22 protein-coding genes are annotated in these 19,423 nt (G+C 64.3%); 9 read left to right on the top strand and 13 right to left on the bottom strand.

Annotation, left to right across the window (positions count from 1 at the left end; translation table 11 throughout):
• The 5 genes from QJT78_RS19645 to QJT78_RS19625 are packed head-to-tail and all read right to left on the bottom strand — an operon-like array spanning position 1 to position 6,556.
• Positions 1-1,461, bottom strand: coding sequence for a form I ribulose bisphosphate carboxylase large subunit (locus tag QJT78_RS19645; RefSeq protein ID WP_028148249.1), 1,461 nt, complete (start codon positions 1,459-1,461; stop codon positions 1-3).
• A 31-nt stretch (positions 1,462-1,492) separates the two neighbouring features.
• Positions 1,493-2,578, bottom strand: coding sequence for a class II fructose-bisphosphate aldolase (gene fba, locus QJT78_RS19640; RefSeq protein WP_028148250.1), 1,086 nt, complete (start codon positions 2,576-2,578; stop codon positions 1,493-1,495).
• Positions 2,579-2,592: 14 nt separating this feature from the next.
• Positions 2,593-4,614, bottom strand: coding sequence for a transketolase (gene tkt / locus QJT78_RS19635; RefSeq protein WP_028148251.1), 2,022 nt, complete (start codon positions 4,612-4,614; stop codon positions 2,593-2,595).
• A 16-nt stretch (positions 4,615-4,630) separates the two neighbouring features.
• Positions 4,631-5,506 (bottom strand): phosphoribulokinase, encoded by an 876-nt coding sequence (locus QJT78_RS19630; protein ID WP_028148252.1) that lies wholly within the window; start codon positions 5,504-5,506, stop codon positions 4,631-4,633.
• Between the two features lie 12 nt (positions 5,507-5,518).
• Positions 5,519-6,556 (bottom strand): class 1 fructose-bisphosphatase, encoded by a 1,038-nt coding sequence (locus tag QJT78_RS19625; RefSeq protein ID WP_028148253.1) that lies wholly within the window; start codon positions 6,554-6,556, stop codon positions 5,519-5,521.
• 119 nt (positions 6,557-6,675) lie between these two features.
• Here QJT78_RS19625 and QJT78_RS19620 point away from each other — a divergent pair, with 119 nt between their 5' ends.
• Both QJT78_RS19620 and QJT78_RS19615 read left to right on the top strand, forming a co-directional pair.
• On the top strand, positions 6,676-7,653 hold the full coding sequence (locus QJT78_RS19620; protein ID WP_028148254.1) for a LysR family transcriptional regulator: 978 nt from the start codon (positions 6,676-6,678) through the stop codon (positions 7,651-7,653).
• Positions 7,654-8,040: 387 nt separating this feature from the next.
• A complete protein-coding gene (locus tag QJT78_RS19615) occupies positions 8,041-10,431 on the top strand; it encodes a TonB-dependent siderophore receptor (protein ID WP_028148255.1) in 2,391 nt (796 codons plus the stop codon).
• An 83-nt stretch (positions 10,432-10,514) separates the two neighbouring features.
• On the opposite strand, the gene QJT78_RS19610 is transcribed toward QJT78_RS19615, so the two are convergent.
• From QJT78_RS19610 to QJT78_RS19590, 5 genes are all read right to left on the bottom strand, one after another.
• The gene (locus tag QJT78_RS19610; protein ID WP_028148256.1) at positions 10,515-10,721 is read right to left on the bottom strand and encodes a hypothetical protein; all 207 of its coding nucleotides are present in this window, start codon (positions 10,719-10,721) and stop codon (positions 10,515-10,517) included.
• Between the two features lie 133 nt (positions 10,722-10,854).
• Positions 10,855-11,274: a hypothetical protein gene (locus tag QJT78_RS19605; protein WP_028148257.1), complete on the bottom strand. Its 420-nt coding sequence runs from the start codon at positions 11,272-11,274 to the stop codon at positions 10,855-10,857.
• A gap of 140 nt (positions 11,275-11,414) precedes the next feature.
• Positions 11,415-12,608 carry an MFS transporter gene (locus tag QJT78_RS19600; RefSeq protein ID WP_038944457.1) on the bottom strand — a complete coding sequence of 398 codons (1,194 nt, stop codon included), beginning with the start codon at positions 12,606-12,608 and terminating at the stop codon, positions 11,415-11,417.
• A 51-nt stretch (positions 12,609-12,659) separates the two neighbouring features.
• Positions 12,660-13,214, bottom strand: coding sequence for a TetR/AcrR family transcriptional regulator (locus tag QJT78_RS19595; protein ID WP_028148259.1), 555 nt, complete (start codon positions 13,212-13,214; stop codon positions 12,660-12,662).
• A 310-nt stretch (positions 13,215-13,524) separates the two neighbouring features.
• Positions 13,525-13,764, bottom strand: coding sequence for a hypothetical protein (locus QJT78_RS19590; protein WP_162137156.1), 240 nt, complete (start codon positions 13,762-13,764; stop codon positions 13,525-13,527).
• Positions 13,765-13,937: 173 nt separating this feature from the next.
• On the opposite strand from QJT78_RS19590, the gene QJT78_RS19585 reads away from it, so the two are divergent.
• From QJT78_RS19585 to QJT78_RS19560, 6 genes are all read left to right on the top strand, one after another.
• Complete coding sequence (locus QJT78_RS19585; RefSeq protein WP_038944455.1) at positions 13,938-15,194, top strand: tyrosine-type recombinase/integrase; 1,257 nt, start codon at positions 13,938-13,940, stop codon at positions 15,192-15,194.
• A 190-nt stretch (positions 15,195-15,384) separates the two neighbouring features.
• On the top strand, positions 15,385-15,591 hold the full coding sequence (locus QJT78_RS19580) for a hypothetical protein (protein ID WP_038944453.1): 207 nt from the start codon (positions 15,385-15,387) through the stop codon (positions 15,589-15,591).
• Positions 15,592-15,805: 214 nt separating this feature from the next.
• Positions 15,806-16,543: a DnaA N-terminal domain-containing protein gene (locus QJT78_RS19575; protein ID WP_038944452.1), complete on the top strand. Its 738-nt coding sequence runs from the start codon at positions 15,806-15,808 to the stop codon at positions 16,541-16,543.
• Positions 16,540-16,971 carry a ParB N-terminal domain-containing protein gene (locus QJT78_RS19570; RefSeq protein WP_080586725.1) on the top strand — a complete coding sequence of 144 codons (432 nt, stop codon included), beginning with the start codon at positions 16,540-16,542 and terminating at the stop codon, positions 16,969-16,971. Before QJT78_RS19575 ends, QJT78_RS19570 begins: the two co-directional genes overlap by 4 nt.
• 8 nt (positions 16,972-16,979) lie before the next feature.
• Complete coding sequence (locus tag QJT78_RS19565; protein WP_038944450.1) at positions 16,980-17,543, top strand: hypothetical protein; 564 nt, start codon at positions 16,980-16,982, stop codon at positions 17,541-17,543.
• Positions 17,544-17,594: 51 nt separating this feature from the next.
• On the top strand, positions 17,595-17,870 hold the full coding sequence (locus tag QJT78_RS19560; protein WP_157790248.1) for a hypothetical protein: 276 nt from the start codon (positions 17,595-17,597) through the stop codon (positions 17,868-17,870).
• A 30-nt stretch (positions 17,871-17,900) separates the two neighbouring features.
• Here the strand turns inward: QJT78_RS19560 and QJT78_RS19555 are convergent, their stop codons facing one another.
• Positions 17,901-18,167 (bottom strand): hypothetical protein, encoded by a 267-nt coding sequence (locus tag QJT78_RS19555; protein ID WP_038944448.1) that lies wholly within the window; start codon positions 18,165-18,167, stop codon positions 17,901-17,903.
• 109 nt (positions 18,168-18,276) lie between these two features.
• A complete protein-coding gene (locus QJT78_RS19550) occupies positions 18,277-18,540 on the bottom strand; it encodes a LuxR C-terminal-related transcriptional regulator (protein WP_038944447.1) in 264 nt (87 codons plus the stop codon).
• 368 nt (positions 18,541-18,908) lie between these two features.
• Between QJT78_RS19550 and QJT78_RS19545 the strand changes: the two genes are divergently transcribed.
• Positions 18,909-19,097 (top strand): hypothetical protein, encoded by a 189-nt coding sequence (locus QJT78_RS19545; RefSeq protein ID WP_038944446.1) that lies wholly within the window; start codon positions 18,909-18,911, stop codon positions 19,095-19,097.
• A gap of 64 nt (positions 19,098-19,161) precedes the next feature.
• On the opposite strand, the gene QJT78_RS19540 is transcribed toward QJT78_RS19545, so the two are convergent.
• Positions 19,162-19,423, bottom strand: a 262-nt coding sequence (locus tag QJT78_RS19540; RefSeq protein WP_281460279.1) for a hypothetical protein, incomplete at its 5' end; no start/stop codon positions are given.

Raw genomic sequence — 19,423 nt, 5'->3', positions numbered from 1 at the left:
TCAAACGGTTTCCAGCGCGGTCGGCACGAAGTCCGGCGTGTCGGTGGATTCATAGTTGAAGGTGACGTCCTTCCAGACCTCGAGCGCAGCCTTCAGTGGCGTGCAGGTCTCTGCCGCCCTGGCCAGGATCTCCGGACCTTCATGGACGTAGTCGCGCCCCTCGTTGCGGGCGAGGATCATCGCTTCGAGCGCCACGCGGTTGGCGATCGCGCCAGCCGCAATGCCCATGGGATGACCGATGGTGCCGCCGCCGAATTGCAGCACGACGTCCTCGCCAAGGAGATCGAGCAGCTGGTGCATCTGGCCGGCATGGATGCCGCCGGAGGCGACCGGCATCATCTTGTTCAGGCTCGCCCAGGACTGGTCGAAGAACAGGCCATGCTCGAGCTTGGTCGGGTTGAAGTCTTCGCGGCAGACATCGTAATAGCCGCGCGTGGTATTGGGATCGCCCTCGAGCTTGCCGACCACCGTGCCGGCATGGATGTGGTCGACGCCGGCGAGCCGCATCCACTTCGCGATGACGCGGAACGACACGCCGTGGCTCTTCTGCCGCGTATAGGTCGAGTGACCGGCGCGATGCAGATGCAGGATCATGTCGTTGCGCCGCGCCCATTTCGCCATCGACTGGATCGCGGTGTAGCCAATCACGAGATCGATCATGACGATGCACGACCCGAGCTCTTTTGCGAACTCCGCGCGCTCGTACATGTCCTCCATCGTCGCCGCAGTGACGTTCAGGTAAGTACCCTTCACCTCGCCGGACGCCGCCTGCGCGCGATTCACCGCCTCCATGCAATAGAGGAAGCGGTCGCGCCAATGCATGAAGGGCTGCGAGTTGATGTTCTCGTCGTCCTTGGTGAAGTCGAGCCCGCCCTTGAGCGCCTCGTAAACCACGCGGCCATAGTTGCGCCCGGACAAGCCGAGCTTCGGCTTCACCGTTGCGCCCAGCAACGGCCGGCCGAACTTGTCGAGCCGCTCGCGCTCGACCACGATGCCGGTCGCGGGCCCCTGGAACGTCTTCACATAGGCGACCGGGAAGCGCATGTCCTCCAGACGCAGCGCCTTCAGCGGCTTGAAGCCGAACACGTTGCCGATGATCGAGGCCGACAGGTTGGCGATCGAGCCGGGCTCGAACAGGTCGAGGTCGTAGGCGATGTAGGCGAAATACGAGCCCGGCGTGCCGGGCACCGGATCGACGCGGTAGCACTTTGCGCGATACTTCTCCGCTGCGGTGAGGCGATCGGTCCACACCACCGTCCAGGTCGCGGTCGAGGATTCGCCGGCAACCGCCGCTGACGCCTCGATGGGGTCCACGCCCTCCTGCGGCGTCACGCGGAACAGCGCGATGACGTCGGTGTCCTTCGGCGTGTAATCGGGCTCCCAATAGCCCATGCGCGCGTATTCCATCGTGCCCGATCGATAGCGCTCTTTGCCGCGGACGGTTCCTGCATGTGCATTCATGGCTCTCTCCTGCTCTTCTCTCTCTGAATGATTAGGCCGCAACGGACTCGCGGGCACCGATGCGCGGATCCAATTCGCCGGCGCGGTACCGCCGCGCCATCTCGCTCATCGGAATGACCTTGATCTTGCTGGCATGGCCTGCGGTGCCGAACTGCTCGAAGCGGTCGCGGCACAGCTCGCGCATCGCGTCCATCGCAGGTTTGAGGAATTTGCGCGGATCGAACTCGGAGCGCGTTTGCGCGGCGACCTTGCGGAACACTGCGGTCATCGCCAGGCGACAATCGGTGTCGATGTTGACCTTTCGTACTCCGCTCTTGATGCCGCGGACGATCTCCTCCACCGGCACGCCCCAGGTCTGCGGCATCTCGCCGCCGAACTGGTTGAACATGTCCTGGAGCGGCTGCGGCACCGAAGAGGAGCCGTGCATCACGAGATGCGTGTTCGGCAGGCGGCGATGAATCTCCTCGACCACCCGCATCGCGAGGATGTCGCCATCAGGCTTGCGGCTGAACTTGTAGGCGCCGTGGGACGTACCCATCGCGATCGCGAGCGCATCGACCTTGGTGGCGCGGACGAAGTCGACGGCCTGGTCGGGATCGGTGAGGAGCTGGTCGTGGCTGACCTTGCCCTCGACGCCGTGGCCGTCCTCCTGCTCGCCGCCGCCATGTTCGAGCGAGCCGAGCACGCCGAGCTCGCCTTCGACGGAGGCGCCCACCCAATGCGCGAGATCGACGACGCGGCGGGTGATGTCGACATTGTAGTCGTAATCGGCGGCGGTCTTGGCGTCGGCCTTGAGCGAGCCGTCCATCATGACCGAGGTGAAGCCGTGGGCGATGGCGGAGGCGCAGGTCGCCTCGTCATTGCCGTGGTCCTGGTGCATGCAGAGCGGAATGTCAGGATAGGTCCGCTCCAGCGCGTCGATCATGTGCGAGAGCATGAGATCGCCGGCATAGCTGCGCGCGCCGCGCGAGGCCTGGATGATCACGGGCGCATCGACTTCGGCCGCGGCCTGCATGATCGCAATACCCTGCTCCATGTTGTTGATGTTGAACGCCGGCACCGCGTAGCCGTGGTTGGCGGCGTGATCGAGCAGCTGACGAAGGGTGATACGGGCCACGAAAGTTCCTCCTGTTATGGCTTGCCGGCGCGGGTGGTCACCCGCCGGGCGGCTTCGGCAACGCTTTGCGGCGTGATGCCGAATTCGCGGTAGAGCACGGGCGCCGGCGCAGAGGCGCCGAAGCCGCGCATGCCGACGAACTCGCCGTCAGTGCCGATCCAGCGATGCCAATCGCCGGCGACTGCGGCCTCGATGCCGACGCGCGGGGCGGTGCCGAGCACGCAGGCGCGGTAGTCCTCCGGCTGCTCCTCGAACAGCGCGAAGCATGGCGCGGAGACCACGGCGGCGCGGATATGTTCCGTCGCGAGCAGGCGGGCGGCCTCCAGCGCGATCGAGACTTCGGAGCCGGTCGCCATCAACGTGACGTCGCGACCGCCGTCCGGTGAGACGATGAGGTAGGCGCCGCGCGCGACACGGTTCCTGCCGCGCACGTCGCTGCGGAATGTCGGCAGCGCCTGACGCGACAGACACAGCACGGAGGGGCGATCTTCGGCCTCGAGCGCGCAGTCCCAGGCTTCCAGCGTCTCGACCGCGTCGGCGGGGCGGAACACCAGAAGATTCGGGATGACGCGCAGCGCCGCGAGATGCTCGACGGGCTGATGCGTGGGACCGTCCTCGCCAAGACCGATGGAGTCGTGGGTCATCACATGGATGACGCGCAGCCGCATCAACGCCGCAAGACGGATCGCCGGCCGGCTGTAGTCGGAGAAGGCGAGAAAGGTACCGCCATAGGGGATGAATCCGCCGTGCAACGCGAGGCCATTCATCGCGGCGGCCATGCCGTGCTCGCGGATGCCGTAGTGGATGTAGCCGCCCGCGAACGCCCCACGCGTCACGGGAGTCTGCGCTTTGGCATGCGTGAGGTTCGAATGCGTCAGGTCCGCCGAGCCGCCGACCAGTCCGGGAATTGTCCCGGCGATGCCGTCGAGCACCTGTTGCGACGCTTGCCGCGTCGCCAGCTTCGGACGCTCGCTGGCAAAGCGCTCCCGCAATTTCGCCGAGGCCTGGGCATAGGCCTCCGGCAGGGCAACGGCCTTGCCCTCGATGAACAGCTCGCGCTGCGCGGCCGTCGCGCATTCGTAGCGGTCGAGCCAGGCAAGACGCTCGACCTGCCCGCGCTGTCCGATCATCCGCCATGCCTTGTGGATCGGGATCGGGACCACGAAAGGCTGATAGTCCCAGCCGAGCGTCCGCCGCGCCGCCGCCGTCTGCTCAGAGCCGAGCGGCGCGCCATGCGCCTTCTCGGTGCCCTGACGGTCCGGCGCGCCATAGCCGATGATGGTGCGGCAGGCGATCAGCGACGGTTTTGTGCTCTCACGCTCTTCGGCAATCGCCTGCGCGACCGCTTCGGGGTCATGGCCGTCGACACGGCGGACCGACCAGCCGGAGGCCGCAAAGCGCGCGAGCTGATCATCGGAAGTGGCAAGCGACGTCGGCCCGTCGATGGAGATGCCGTTGTCGTCGAACAGCACGATCAGCCGGCCGAGCTGGAGATGACCGGCGAGCGAGATCGCCTCCTGGCTGATGCCTTCCATCAGGCAGCCGTCGCCCGCGATCACATAGGTGAAGTGATCGACCAGGCCGTCGCCGTGCCGTGCATTGGCCATGCGCTCGGCGAGCGCCATGCCGACCGCGGTCGCGATCCCCTGCCCCAGCGGGCCGGTCGTGGTCTCGACACCCGGCGTGTGGCCGTATTCCGGATGGCCCGGCGTCTTCGAGCCCCACTGCCGGAACGCCTTGATGTCGTCCAGGCTGACATCGCCGCCGGTGAGATGCAGCAGCGCATAGAGCAGCATCGAACCGTGCCCCGCCGACAGCACGAAGCGGTCGCGATCCGGCCAGTTCGGGTGCGCGGAGTCGAACTTGAGGAACCGCGAGAACAGCACGGTTGCGACGTCGGCCATGCCCATGGGCAGGCCGGGATGGCCGGACTGCGAGATCTCGATGGCGTCGACGGCGAGGAAGCGGACGGCATTGGCGAGATCGTTGTGTGTGACTGCCGTGATGTCGGCTTCGGCGTGGACGGAGATGTTCATCGGATTCTCTCCCTGTTCACTTCAGATTTCGCTTGCGCTCGATCAGCTGCATGATCAGCGGCGTCAGGATCAGCTGCATCGCCAGATCGAGCTTCGCGCCGGGACACACGATGGAGTTCGCGCGGGACATCCAGCTGTGGGGAAGCATCGACAGCAGATAGGGAAAGTCGATGCCGCGCGGATTCTTGAAGCGGATCACGACCATCGATTCGTCCGGCGTCGGGATCCAGCGCGCGATGAACGGATTGGAGGTGTCCACCGTCGGCACGCGCTGGAAGTTGATGTCGGTCTCGGTGAATTGCGGGCAGATGTAGTGGATGTAGTCGGGCATCCGCCGCAGGATGGTGTCGGTGACGGCCTCGGTCGAATAGCCGCGGGCGCTGCGGTCGCGGTGTAGCTTCTGGATCCATTCGAGATTGATGACCGGCACGACGCCGATCTTGAGATCGGCGTAGCGCGCGACATTGACCTTGTCGGTGACGACGGCGCCGTGCAGACCCTCGTAGAACAACAGGTCCGAGCTTTCCGGCAGCCGCTCCCATTCGGTGAAGGTCCCGGGCGCCGCGCCGTGCAGTGCGGACTCCTCGGCATCGTGGACATAGTGCCGCGTCGTCGCGCTGCCGGTCTCGCCATAGTCGCGGAAGGCACGCTCCAGCTCCTCGAACAGGTTGGTCTCGGGGCTGAAATGGCTGAAATGCTTGTTGCCGCGTTCGGCTTCCTTCGCCATCTGCGTGCGCATCTCGGCACGATCATAGCGATGGAAGGCGTCGCCCTCGATGTAGACGGCGTTGACCTTCTCGCGGAAGAAGATCTGTTCGAACGTCTTCTTGACCGAGGTGGTGCCGGCGCCGGAGGAGCCGGTGATGGAGATGATCGGATGCTTCCTGGACATGGGTCGCCTCGCTCACAGCCGGAAGAAGCCGCGCCGCGCGAACAGCGGTGCGGAGATGCTGGCGACCAGCAGCGGATCGCAATGCAGTTCCTCGACGCGCCGCACCTCGTTGCTCGAGCCCATGATCAGCGGCACGCGCTGGTGCAGGCTCTGCGCCGATAGCTCGAGGATGCGCTCGCGCCCGGTCGTGGCGGAGCCGCCGGCCTGTTCGATGATCATGGCCATCGGGTGCGCCTCGTAGGTGAGGCGCAGGCGGCCGTCGCCATAGCCGGGGCGCGCGTCCGAGGGATAGAGGAACACGCCGCCGCGGGTGAGGATGCGGTAGGCCTCCGCGACCAGCGAGCCGATCCAGCGCATGTTGAAATTGTGGTTGGCGGGCCCTTCGACGCCGGCAAGGCATTCGTCGACGAAGGCGCGGACCGGCGAATCCCAGTGGCGGCGGTTCGACGCATTGATCGCGAATTCTTCGCACGTCTCGGAGATCTGCACGGCGCTGCGCGCGAGGCGGAAGCAGCCCGCCTTACGGTCGAGCGTGAAGATGTCGACGCCGTCGCCGAGCGTCAGCACCAGTGAGGTCTGCGGCCCGTAGGTGACGAACCCCGCAGCAAGCTGCGCCGAGCCGCGCTGATGGAAGGCGAGAGCCAGGTCATCCGGGGCAGGCAGGATCGAGAAGATCGTGCCGACGGTCATGTTGATGTCGATGTTGGAGGAGCCGTCGAGCGGATCGATCGCGACGCAGATTTTTGCCTCGCGGTCACCGATTTGCGGCTCGCGCATCTCCTCCGACGCGAGCGCCGCGATGGGCAGCCTGCTGAGACAGCGGCGCAGGATCGCATCGGCCTGGAGGTCGAGGTCGCGCTGGAGATCGCCGTCGCTGTTGCGGCCGGTGGTCAGGCCCGATGCGTCCGCGAAATCGCCGGTGGCGATGAGGTCGGCGATCTCGATCGCCGCCGCCGCGATGGCGTCGACTGCGGCTGCCACGGCCAGCGCATGCGACGCCGTCTCGGAATACCGTTGAAGGTGGTCGTCCAACCTGAGTTGCCCGGTCATCTGCGTCCATCCCCTTGCGGGCGCCGCATCCAGTTCCCTCCCCGCTGGAGGTCGGTGCGGTCGGTCCCAACACGAGGAGATTGACAGGGGCAACTTAATAAGGAAAATTTCTATTCATAATGAGCGCCAAAGAATTTTCTTATAATGGCCCCGGCCACGCAGCGGCCCAGCTCCGGCATCTGACGATCCGGCAACTCCGCTCGCTTGCGGCGCTCTCGGCGAAGGGCAGCGTCACCGCGGCCTCGAGCCAGCTCGGCCTGACCCAACCAGCCGTCACCCAGCAGCTCCGGCAGCTTCAGGACCTCGCCGGCCTGCCGCTGGTGCAGCGGACCGGTGACGGCATGCTGCTGACGGAGGCAGGCAAGGAGGTGCTGGCGCTCGCCGAACGCGTCGAGGCCGCGATCATGGACTGCCAGGGCGCGCTCGATCTGCTCGCTGGACGGACCGGCGGCACGGTGCATCTCGGCGCGGTCTCGACCGCGAAATACTTCGTGCCGCATGCGATCGCGGCGTTCTCGAAGCGGCATCCGAAGATCGAGATCAAGCTCACGATCGGCAATCGCGAGGAGATCCGCGAGGCCATGCACGGCTACGATCTCGATTTCGCCGTGATGGGTCGGCCACCGGCCGACGTCAGCGTCGACGTGCGTCAGCTCGGGCGCAATCCACACATCATCGTCGCACGCAAGGGGCACTGGCTGGGGAAGGATTCCGGCCTCAACCTGACCGACCTCGTGCACGAGACCTTCCTCACCCGCGAGCCGGGGTCAGGGACGCGCACGCTGATGGAAGGCATGTTCCAGAGATCGGATCTCGAGCCGATCATCGGCATGGAGATGAGCAGCAACGAGACCATCAAGCAGGCCGTCATCGCCGGGCTCGGCATCGCCTTCATCTCGGCCCACACGGTGGCGCATGAGCTCGCGGAAGGCCGCCTCATCGTGCTTGATGTCGCCGGTTTGCCGATCGTCCGGCAATGGTACGTGATCCGCCGCAGCGACAAGGTGTTGCTGCCACCGGCGCAGGCGATGTTCGATTTCCTGGGCTCCGAGGGCTCGAACTATTTGCCCGACGTGCCCGAGTTCGGCGGGCAATAGCCCGCTAGAGGCTCAGCCCATCAGCTTCATCGCAACCGTTGCCGCCAGAATGACGATGATCTGGAGCAGACGCTCCGTCGTGAAGAAGCGGTTGAAGGTGGTCATCGCTGGCCCCGGCCGACGTAGGAGATCTCGATCGGTCCGGTGCTAGCACACGCGGGCGCCGAGATAACTCCGTAGTCGCCACGGGCCCTGCCGGCGCGCCGAAACATGTGATCGCCTGGAACCCGACAAGTTTCGAACGATTCAAATCATCCTGCGCGGAATGGCCGCACGATCACTTTGTTCATGCACACAGTGACTTCGCGTGCACGGATGCTCCTTGCCCCGCATCCGGCCGTGCAATGGGGAATCCGGGCGAGTTTTGAAAGAGTCAGGGAGGGCGCGATGAGCCACATCGCCGCCGCGGGAGAGCTTTTGTCTGCCGCAAGCTACACGTCCAAGCGCAATTTTTCGGGTATCGGAGGCGTGTTGACCGCGCTGATGACGTCAGCTGCGTTCTTCGCCAGTCCGCAGGCCTTTGCGCAATCCACGCCCGCACAAGGCGTGACGATTCCATCCGTCACCGTGACCGCACCGGAAGCGCAGCGCCGTACCAATCCCGCTTCGGCCGCGCGCCGGTCGAGCGGCGCACGGACGCGCCGAACGCAAACGGCACGGCGACCGGAGACGACCGCCGCGCGGCAGCCCTTCATGCCATCGCAGGACGCGCGCACCGGGACCGTCGGCTATTTCGCCAACAGCACCTCCGTCGCCACCAAGTCGAACACGACCATCGTCAACATCCCGCAATCGCTTTCCGTCATCACCCAGCAGCAGATCCGCGACCAGAATTATCAGGGCTTGACCGATGTCACGCGCTACGTCCCGAGCGTCGCCGTCCACCAGGGCGAGGGCAATCGTGACGAGCTCGTCATCCGCGGCGTCGATTCCAGCGCCAACTTCTTCGTCAACGGCTTTCGTGACGACGTGCAATATTTCCGCGACCTGTACAACGCGCAAAGCATCGAGGTGCTGAAGGGCCCGAGCGCCCTGACCTTCGGCCGCGGCGCCGGCGGCGGCGTGCTCAACCGCACCCTCAAGGAGGCCGACGGCACCCGCATCTACCAGGCGACGGGGCAGACGGGCTCGTGGGGCGACCGGCGCGTCACGCTCGATGCAGGACAAGCCATCAATGAGAACGTCGCCGCCCGGCTGAACGTGTTCTACGAGGGCAGCGATGCGTTCCGCGACTTCAACCATCTCGAACGCTACGGCATCAACCCGACCGTTACGCTGAAGCCCGACGATTTCACCAAGATCAAGCTGTCCTACGAATATTACCACGACGGCCGCACCGCCGATCGCGGCAATCCCTCGCGGGGCCTTCCCGGCGGCGCCACGCGATTCAATCCGACGACACCGTTCGCGCCGAATGGCAATCTTCAGACCTTCTTCGGCAGCCCCAGCCTCAACACCGCGCAGGCGACCGTGCAGACCGGCATGGCGATCATCGAGCACGATTTCCAGAACGGACTATCGGTGCGCAACGGCACGATGGCGGCCGACTACCAGAAGTTCTACCAGAACGTCTATCCGACGGGCGGGCCGCTCGCCGGTGCCGTCAATCCGGCCGACACCGCAGTCAATCTCGGCGCCTATCAGCACACCACCAACCGCGACAATTTCTTCAACCAGACCGATTTCACCTACAAGGGCTGGACCGGTCCGATCGCGCACACCGTGGGCTTCGGCACCGAGTTCGGCCGCCAGACCGGCGTCGACATCCGCAACACCGGCGTCTTCCCGAACGGCACCAACACCATCGTGCAGAACCCGTTCGCACCGACCTATTTCGGTCCGGTCAACTTCGTCCACCACTTCACCGGTACCAACACCGACGGCGTCACGACACCGGATTCGAACAGCAAATATGCGCTGAACGTCGAGTCCGGTTACTTGCGCGACACCATCGAGTTCTCGCGCGCGCTCCAGCTCATCGTGGGCACGCGGTTCGACCGCTTCGAGATGTCGGCGCTCGACATGAACACCAACCTCAACCGCAATCGCACCGACAATCTGGTCTCGCCGCAAGCGGCCCTGCTCGTCAAGCCGATGGACACCATGTCGGTCTACACCGCCTACAGCATCTCGTACCTGCCCGCCTCCGGCGACCAGTTCTCCTCGCTCAACGACGGCACGCTGATCCTCCAGCCGCAGAAATTCGAGAACACCGAGGTCGGGATGAAGTGGAACATCAATCCGAGGCTGCTGTTCTCGACCGCGATCTACAATCTCAACCGCACCAACCAGCCGATCGCGGACGGCAACAATCCCGGCTTCTTCCTGCCCTCCGGCAGCACGCTGACGCGCGGCTTCGAGGCGAGCCTCGTCGGCTACGTCACCGAGCAATGGCAGTCCGTGCTCGGCTATGCCTATACCGATGCGAAGATCACCAGCGCGACGTCGGCGACCGTTGTGCCGGGCAATCGCGTGCAGCTCGTGCCGTACAATCAGTTCGCCTGGTGGAACAAGTACCAGTTCACGCCGATGTGGGCGGCCGCGCTCGGCATCATCTATTTCGGCGATTCCTTTGCATCGTCGGATGACACGGTGAGACTGCCGAGCTTCGTGCGCTTCGATGCCGGCGTCTACGCCACGATCGACGCCAACTGGCGGGCGCAGCTCACGGTCGAGAACATCTTCAACCGCGGCTATTGGGCGTCCGCCGACGGCAATAACAACATCTCGCCCGGCCAGGGCCGCACCGTGAGGGTTCAGGCGAGCTACCGGTTCTGACGGCTATGGCGCGAACGTCTGCGTCCCATCGCGTGTCGTTCGCGCCGTTCGTCATCGATACGAATACCTGTGATGGTTAACGATCAGGCAGCGCGCTGGACGGCGGCGTAATCCGCGCGCGCGGCGAAATAGGCTTCCAGCTCCGACAGCGCCCGCGCTTCCCACTCGCTCGCCTGCTCCAGAAGCGACCAGCTCTGGCCCGGGCGGAATGCAGCGGTCTGGCGATAGAGCGATGCGATGCCGCGATAGCGGCGCACGTTCTCAAAGATGGCGTGACCGTTCATGTTCAAAAACTCCCTCGTCATTCCCGGGGGAGAAATTGCGTCCAAATCTTTTTCGAAAAGTTAGCGGCGCGCACCAAGCTCGCGGATGGTTGCCGGACTGTTGCGCCGGCGCAACGCGCCGCTTCCGCACGAAGCGGATTTATTGCGAATTCGTTGCCGTGCTCTCGCCCGAGGGCTTCAGCCCGCCGCGGCTGATCATTGCCATCGTCTCGCGGCAGAGATCGGCAAGGCCGATCAAGAGCACCGCGAGCAGGCAGAACAGGTTGATGGAATCCGCGCCCGCGCTGGAGAGCGGCATGAACTGGAAGAATGGCGGGATGAACGCCCACCACACCAGCGGAACGGTGAGCAGCGCGGCGAACACCGCCGCCGGCGCGCCCGCGACGATTCCGAGCACGAACAGGCTGGGCAGGAACGCCGCGAAATAGAGCTTTGCGCCGAGCGCGACGCAGACGCCCTGAAGCGCGGCCGACACGGCGACGACGATAAATCCGAGCAGAAACGCCTGCCACGACCATGGCCGTACCCGCGGTACGCCAACCAGTCCCGCACGCCTCATCAGCCTCCCCCTGCCGCCCGTTAACCGGGCTCGCTTGCGACCGAAGTACTACAGCCGCAGCGAAACCGCGAGACGGAAATCGCAGGGTGCCGGGCGGCGTATCCAGGGCTTGGTAAACGGCCGCGGGCAGGATCGTACCGCTATTCCGTCGCCGCATAGAGCAAGCCCGCGACGGGCAGAGCAAGGCCAATGGCCGACGCCAGCGTCCAGCCGCCTTGCGCGAAGGCCCAGGCGCCGACCGCAGAGCCGGCAGCTCCGGCGGCGAAGAACGTCGCCATATAGAGGCCGTTGAGACGGCTGCGGTGCTCATGCCCGAGCGCGAAGATGGCGCGGAAGCCCAGCACGACGTTACCCTGGACACCGATATCGATGGCGATCGCGGCCACGACCAGGCAAGCGAGGTTCGGCATCGAGCCGGCCGCACCGATATAGGTCATTAGGAAGCCGGCGGCCGCGAGCAGCATGGCGACCAGCGTCGCGATGCGGCTATGGCCGCGATCGGCGAGCCGTCCCGCGATCGGGGCGGCGAACACGCCGGCGACGCCGGCGAGCGCGAACAGCGCGATGCCGCGCTGGGAGAAGCCGAATTCGCTGGCGAGCTGGAGTGGCGCCACCGTCCAGAAAAGGGTGAAGGCACCGAACAGGCTCGCCTGATAGAGCGCGCGGCGCCGGAGCAGCGGCGTGGTCCTGGCCAGATGCGGCATCGACGTCAGCAGCGTGCCGTAATGCATGCGCGCGATCGGCTTGCGCTTGGGCAGCGTCGTCCACAGCGCCGCCGCGAGCACGATCATCAGCGCGGCGGAAATGAAGAACACCGCGTGCCATGACAGCGCTGCCGTGACAAAGCTCGACACCGGTCGCGCCAGCATGATGCCCAGCATCAATCCGGTCGAGACATTGCCGACGACGCGGCCGCGAATGGCTTCCGGCGCAAGGTGTGCCGCGTAGGGAATGATGATCTGCACGGCGACCGAGCCGAGGCCGATGAACAGCGCGGCGATCAGGAACGGCAGCGCGTGGGTGGCGAACGCGGCGGCCAGCAGCGAAGCCGCGCCGAGCGTGATAACGGAGCAGATCAGCGCGCGGTTCTCGACGAGGTCGCCGAGCGGCACGATGAAGAGAAGCCCCACGCCGTAGCCGATCTGCGTCATGGTGACGATCAGTCCGGCCGCCGCATGCGAGAGGCCGGGCGCGGCGCTTATCGGGGCGATCAGCGGCTGGGCGTAGTAGATGTTGGCGGCGACCATGCCACAGGCCGCGGCAAGCACGAAGGTCAGTCGCTGCGACACCGCATCCGGCCCGGGTGCGGTCTCGATCGTGGCATTCATCGTCATTCCAGCAGACTCCAGATATCGGGAATGATCATTCCCTAATATGATATGAATTCAGGCGAGCAGTTTCATCGCGACGCCGACCAGGCGCTCGCCGTCGAGCGGCAGGCGCGCCTTGCCGACGACACGCATTCCCTGCGTGATGCAGATCATCAGCCGCGCGGTGTCGTCGGTCGCAACATGGGCGGGAATCGAGCCATCGGCCTGGCCTTCGCGAATGAGACCGGCGATGAAGGCCTCGTTGGTCTCGAGCTGGGCGTTGACGCGGGCACGGACATCCGGATCGAGCGCGGCGAGCTCGACCGCGCCGCCGACCACGATGCAGCCGCGACGGCCCTCGATCCCCTGGGAGTGCTCGACATAGGACAGCAACATATGGCGCAGTCGCTCGCGACCGTTGGCGCCGCGCGCGGCCGCGCTGCGGGTCTGCTCCCGGCGCACCGCGGCATAGCGCTCGAAAGCGGCCAGGAACACGGCCTGCTTGTCGCGAAACGCCTTGTAGACGCTGCCGGTGGCAAGCCGCATCGCGGCGGTCAGATCGCCGATCGAGGTGGCGTGATAGCCCCGCTCGCAAAATACGCGTACGGCGCGGTCGAGCGCGATGTCCATGTCGAATTCCCGGGGACGGCCGGGCGGACGGGCGGCAGGCTGGGGACGGCGCGCGGCTTTTTGCATTGCCGAATAATAGGGAATGATTGTTCCCGAATCAAGGCACGGAGTTGTGAATGGGGATGGATGGAGGGCACGCTCTCTCCGCATCGTCATTGCGAGCGCAGCAATCCAGAATCCCTCCGCGGAAAGGCTCTGGATTGCTTCGCTGCGCTCGCAATGACGGAGTGTGAGGCATCGGCGTCGTCTTCCAAATACCACTGTCATTCCCCGCGGAAGCGGGGAATCCAGTACGCCGCGGCCTCTCGGCTCAATCACAGCCGTCTCTGGAATGCTGGATCGCCCGGTCAAAGCCGGGCGACGACAGCGAGTGCTGCAGACACGCCTTCGCATCCTCGCGGCGCATCTCGCCCGAGCTTTGCCTGATCTCTCCACCCTCGAAGCCAAGAGGGCGCAGGGAAGGCCGGGTGCTGACCTCGCACCCGCGGTCCGCTGCGCGAAGATGGTGCGCAAGGAAACCGCACAGCAGCATACAGGTGGTGCCAAACACTCGGCCTTCCCTGCGCAGGGGGATTTTGCGAGTTGTAGATAGTGCACGTTTGGGATATGCTTCGCGGTAACCCCTTGAGGCTTATGGACTTATCTACCCTGCGCTATCAGGCGCTATTCAGACGTATCCTCAGCTTTTTTTGACACCGGCTCGACACAGGACACCGCACCGCCGTGGCGAAACCCCGCAAGCTCGCATTGGAAACCCCGACCGCCCGCGCCAGGCTCGCCGCGCGCAAGCAACCATATTTCGTCCGCGTCGCGCCGCACATCGCGCTCGGCTACCGGCGCAATGAAAGCGGGTTCGGCACCTGGTCGGTGCGTTTTGCCGACGGCAGCGCGTCGGGCTGGCTGAAAAAGTTCGGCATCGCCGACGACCTCGAACCGGCCGACAACAAGAGCGTGTTTTCCTACGATCAGGCGCTCACACAGGCGCGCAAGCTGGCGCGCGGCGAAGCCGACACCGAAACCACGGCAACGGGCTTCGCACCTATCAGCCTCGATGGTGCGCTCAAGAACTACCGGGCCGACCTGACCGCGCGTCAAAGCAATCCCTACAACGCCGACTGGCCGCGCCTGCATCTCACGCCCGCGCTGTTGTCGAAGCCGGTGGCGCTGCTCACCGCGCATGAGCTGAAAAAATGGCGCGACGACCTGCTCGGCAAGATCGCGCCGGCCACCATTAATCGGTTGAGCCGCTGTGTATGCGCTGCGCTGGCGTTAGCGGCGCAGCACGATTTGCGCATCAAGCGCGACGCCTGGGAGGTTGGGCTCGCCGGGCTCCCCGATGCGACTGAGGTTCGCAATGTCATCCTCTCCGATGATCACGTTCGCGCCTTCGTCGCCGCCAGCTACGATCTTGATGACAAGTTCGGGGTGTTGATCGACGTGCTGGCGGTGACCGGCGCGCGGCCGAGCCAAGCCGTGCGATTGCTGGTCGAGGATTTGCACAATCATCCGGCGCGCCCGCGGTTGATGATGCCGAGGTCGGCGAAGGGCGGCGGCAGAAACCGTGCGCAGAAAAGAACCGAACGCTATCCGGTCCCGATCACGCTCGAACTCGCCACCAAGCTGCGGGCGGCAGCCAAGGGCCGCGCCGGCGACGCGCCGCTGCTCATGCAGAGCGACGGCCGCCCGTGGGACAAGAACCCAGGCCAGAATTGTCATCGCCAAGTGGACAGGATCGTCAAGACGATCGGGCTCGATCCTGCCGAGGTGACGATGTATGCGCTGCGGCACAGCTCGATTGTTCGGATGCTGTTGAAGAACATACCGATCAGGCTGGTGGCGTCGCTGCACAACACCAGCGTCGCGATGATCGAAAAGCACTACAGCCGCTTCATCGCTGAGCACGGTGACGACCTCTCGCGCGCCGCGCTGTTGCACCACCACGACTCACCAGCCGGCAACGTCGTGGCGCTGGCGCGGTGACGGCGCCGGTGATGTGCCGGTAGCAATTGCTACTGGCAGGCACAGACAGATCAAGCACTTGGCGCTGACGATTTTTTTCGCGTGGCGCAGCCTTGCCAAACCGAAACGACGCATTCAAGTTAGTTGTCGTTAGTCACCGGTGACATGCGCCGCATAAACTGGCGACGGTTTCCTTTTGTGAGGCCACGCCATGAGACGTCCAAAGCCCAAGGTGGAGCGCACCGCCTATTCGATCGCCGAATTCTGCGAGGCCTACCGCATCTCGCAGATGACCTATTACCGCCTGGCGCGGATCGGTCGGGGACCGAACGTGATGAAGGTTGGTCGGCGCACATTGATCAGCATCGAGGCATCCGAGGCGTGGCGGCGCGGCTGCGAGAGCACCGCAGCGAAATAGAACGGCCGCCTCGCAGAAGCGGGCGGCCGCCTCGTATTTCCAAGACACTGATGATGTCGGGAAAATACGGACCCGCACCGAATTGCGCAAGGCCGGCCTTCCTCCCAAGGAGGCCACTAATGTCCAGACGCGACACCGAGTTCGCCACTGCTTGGCCGCTGTTCGCCGGCGCTGCTCGCGCATCCGCCAGCAATGAGGGCGCCGCGAAATGACAATGACTCGGAGGGAGATCAACGCCCGCAAATTCGCGAATGTAGATCGGGCGGCGGTAGATCCGAGGCTCACAGATTTTGATTACCGGCTCCTCGGGCTGATGGTGAAGCTCGCGAGAGGCGGCGTCGTTCACGAGCTCCAAAAGGACCTTGCTCAAGCGCACGGCAAAGAAGCTTCGGTGCGCGCCGTTCAGCGCAGCCGTGATCGCTTAGTGTGGTTCGGCTATTTGGTCCCGATCCGAAAGTCCACCTACAGCGTGCTCGGGAGGGCGACCCTACAGTCGCCTTTAGAAGACGACCCTACGGTCGCCTTTGATGAAACAGCGACCGAGCAAGGCGACCCTGTAGTCCAAAAAGGCGACCCGCCATTCGTACATAGTTCCCTTAGTCCCCTTGTTTCCCCTTCCCACACGATTGACACCGAGAGCAGCCCCGCACCTCGCCAGCGCGCGGATGCCGCGCTCGGCGCGGGGCTCAACGGGCAAAGCGGGCTCGGCGAGCTTGGCGAGCGGCTGCGGCAACGGATCGGCGACGCCAAGTTCGAGAGTTGGTTCGGCGACGGCAAGGCCGAGCTTGTCGAGCAAACCGCCGACCGCGTCACCCTTGCCGCTAAGAGCCAGTTCCTGGCGAGCTACATCGCCAACAATTTCGAGAGCCAAATCCTGGCCTGCGCGCCGGGAGCCGTCTGGCTGCATGTGGTGGTGCGCGACGCGAAGCCGGCCGCGGAAACGTCGCCATGACCGGAGCAACCGCGCAAATCCAGCAACAGGAAGTCAAAGTGGAGGACGTGGGTATGAGCAACCAACCGAAATCCTGGCGCGACGTGATCAAGGTGCATCCGGCCGCCGACCTGTTTCCGATGATGTCGCCGGACGAACTCAAGGCGCTCGGCGAGGACATCAGGCAAAACGGCATGAGGGTGGACATTGCGGTCACCAGGACTCGCGATGGGCATTGGTCCTTGGTCGATGGCCGCAATCGGCTGGACGCCGCCGAAGTGGTCGGCCTGTCGATAACGATTGCTGGGTATCCGCCAGAGTCAGAATTTCTGTTTGTGAAGGTTGGCGACGAAGCACGACGGGCCGCTTTTACGGATGATCCGTATCGCTACGCATTGAGTGCCAACATCCATCGCCGCCACTCACCGGCGAACAGAAGCGCGAGCTGATTGCCAAGGTGCTTTCCGCGCAGCCGGAGAAGTCGAACCGGTCCATCGCGAAGCAGATCAAGGTCGACGACAAGACGGTCGGCAACGTGCGCCGCGAGTTGGAGCAGCGTGCGGAAATTCCGCACGTCTCGACCGTCGAGGATAGTAAGGGCCGCAAGCAACAGGTCCACAAGCCGGTGAAGGCGAGGACGGAGGCGGTCAAGGCTACCGCAGCGCCGACTGCGCCGCAGGCCGAACATCCTATTCGCGCCGCCTTTGAATTCGCCGAGCGTGGGAAGCGAGAATGGATCGAGAGCGCGCTCGGGCTTGCCTCGGCCATCGCGGAGGCAAGGAAGCAATTTCCAACTGATCGCGAATTCGCGTTGTGGCTGATCGACAGTGACCTGGAATACCTCGGCCCCCAGGCCCGCACGGCGCTTGTCGACATCGCCGCCGAACTCGAACTCGTACGGCACATCCTCGAAGAGACCGAACTCTGGTCGGTGATATGTGAGAGAATGAAGGTGCGTCGCGAACTGCTCAACAAGAACAACTCGGCTGCGTCGGCCGTCCCTGTGCTCATTGCCGAGTGAGCCAGGGGCGGGATTCAAAAAAATCCAGCCCTCTCACCGGGGAACCGCGCCGTGAGTTTTTCGCACTCATTTTTTGAGATTTATTCGGCAAAAGACCCGCCTCGAACCGGCACGAACCTGGCGCGATCGGGCGCCGACCTCGCTCGCAACCGCGCCAAAATCTGGGACGTTCACAATTTGCGGCACGGTGCCGCAAAACAGCAAAGCCTTTGCGGCACCATACCGCGTTGGTCGCCGGTGAGCGCGCAGATCGATCCATGTTGGCGGCAGCGCGTGCCTATTCCTAAAGTAACCAATCGGGCAGACGTGCGGAGCGGCTCGGCGTAGATTTGCGCATCGCCGTCCAATCCTCGGTTCCTACCGGCGACTGTGAGTTTCGTGGTGCTCGCGCCGTTTCAAGGACGCGGTATCATGCAACAGGATCGCTTGTTCACCGCAATGGTGGTTGCTTTGGGCCTTCTGCCGGTGGTCATTGTCATAGCAGCCGTATTCTGGCGTTGATCGAGAAGCAGCGAGGTCGTCTCGGCTGTCGGCCTTATTCGTTTGCCGTGCCGCCGACCTGGCGGCCAGCACCAACGTGCCCACCGCGAGCACGACGATGTCAAAGGGGGTCAAGCCGATCATGGTAATCCCCCGGATACACGCTTACCGGGTATTAAGGTGCTCCGGCCACGACCGGCTGTCTATGCAGTTTGTGCCAGAGCTCCGGCGCGGGCAACGTCGCAACTCGGACTCAACTCATGCCCCGGTACGTGGACCATTTCGCCAATCGCTCGGCTGCTTCAACAATCTCGGCCTGAGAATTGATATTAAGTTTGTCGAGCAGACGAACACGCTGCTCGGAGATTTGCTCGATGGTCCCGCCCATCCGCCAAGCGATCTGCCTATTCGTCTTTCCGGCGGCAAGTCGCCGCAGTAACCGTTTTTCGCGCTGGGTTAGGAGCGGCGCGTTCATGCCCGCACGGTGTGGTTTGCCGGTCAGGAGTCGGTAAGCCATGACTCGCTCCCTGCGCTGGCGCGCCGCGAGGCGGCAGCATCCGGCTGGTCCATGACCGTCTCCGGCGCCACTTTTCAGAAGGTATTGAAGCACAGCGATGTGGCCGCGAACAGTACGGAACGTTTTTCCTCGATCCTGGGAATTTTACGGGTGGGGAGTTCCCGCCGCGCTGCTCACCCGATCATCGCCGCAGCGTCGGCCGCCCGCACTGCCGCCAGCCGCCTGCGGTTCTGCGCGAACGACCCGTGTGGAACGCGCCGAGCCTTGCTCGGTCGTCCGCGACCAAGTGTCACCTGTTGAGAGACGGTTGAAATGGCGCTACACTCACTGCGGGGCTATCGGAAGTCTTACAATCAGGGAGCGATGTCATGAGCAGGTTCCCAAAGGTCCCCCACCGCTACTACGCCGTGCGTCGGCATCAGGACGGGTCCGAAGAGCGCCAAGGTCCTTTCGATCACCTCGATCCAGCACACGAACAGGCTAAGCGCTGGACCCGCGAACAGACGCTATCCGTCACCCTCGAAACGTTCGAGGACGGAGCGCGCATCAACACGTGAACGATCCGGTGGAAAGCTCCGATTGATGCGGATGCGAGGCGCGACGATTAATCGTAGCGACCCGTCACGTCATCCGATCATCGTGCCACTTTGGCCGCCTGCGGTCGCCTCTTGCGATTGTGCGCCGACGCGCATCCCGTAGCGCCAGCGCGACGTCGAGCATCGAAAGATCCCGGTTCTCGCCGAGCAAATCGCGCACCGTCATAGCAATTGCTAAGAGCTGGCCCCGGTTGTTTGGACAGCGCCCCGCTGGATTTAAGTGGATTCCTGCCGGGTTATGCTGAACGCGGGGCTTTACGGTTTTGTCGTTGCGTCGGGAGGGCGTA

Source organism: Bradyrhizobium sp. Mp27 (genome assembly GCF_029953005.1).
Classification (GTDB): domain Bacteria; phylum Pseudomonadota; class Alphaproteobacteria; order Rhizobiales; family Xanthobacteraceae; genus Bradyrhizobium; species Bradyrhizobium barranii.
This window is presented reverse-complemented; position numbering and strand designations above follow the sequence as displayed.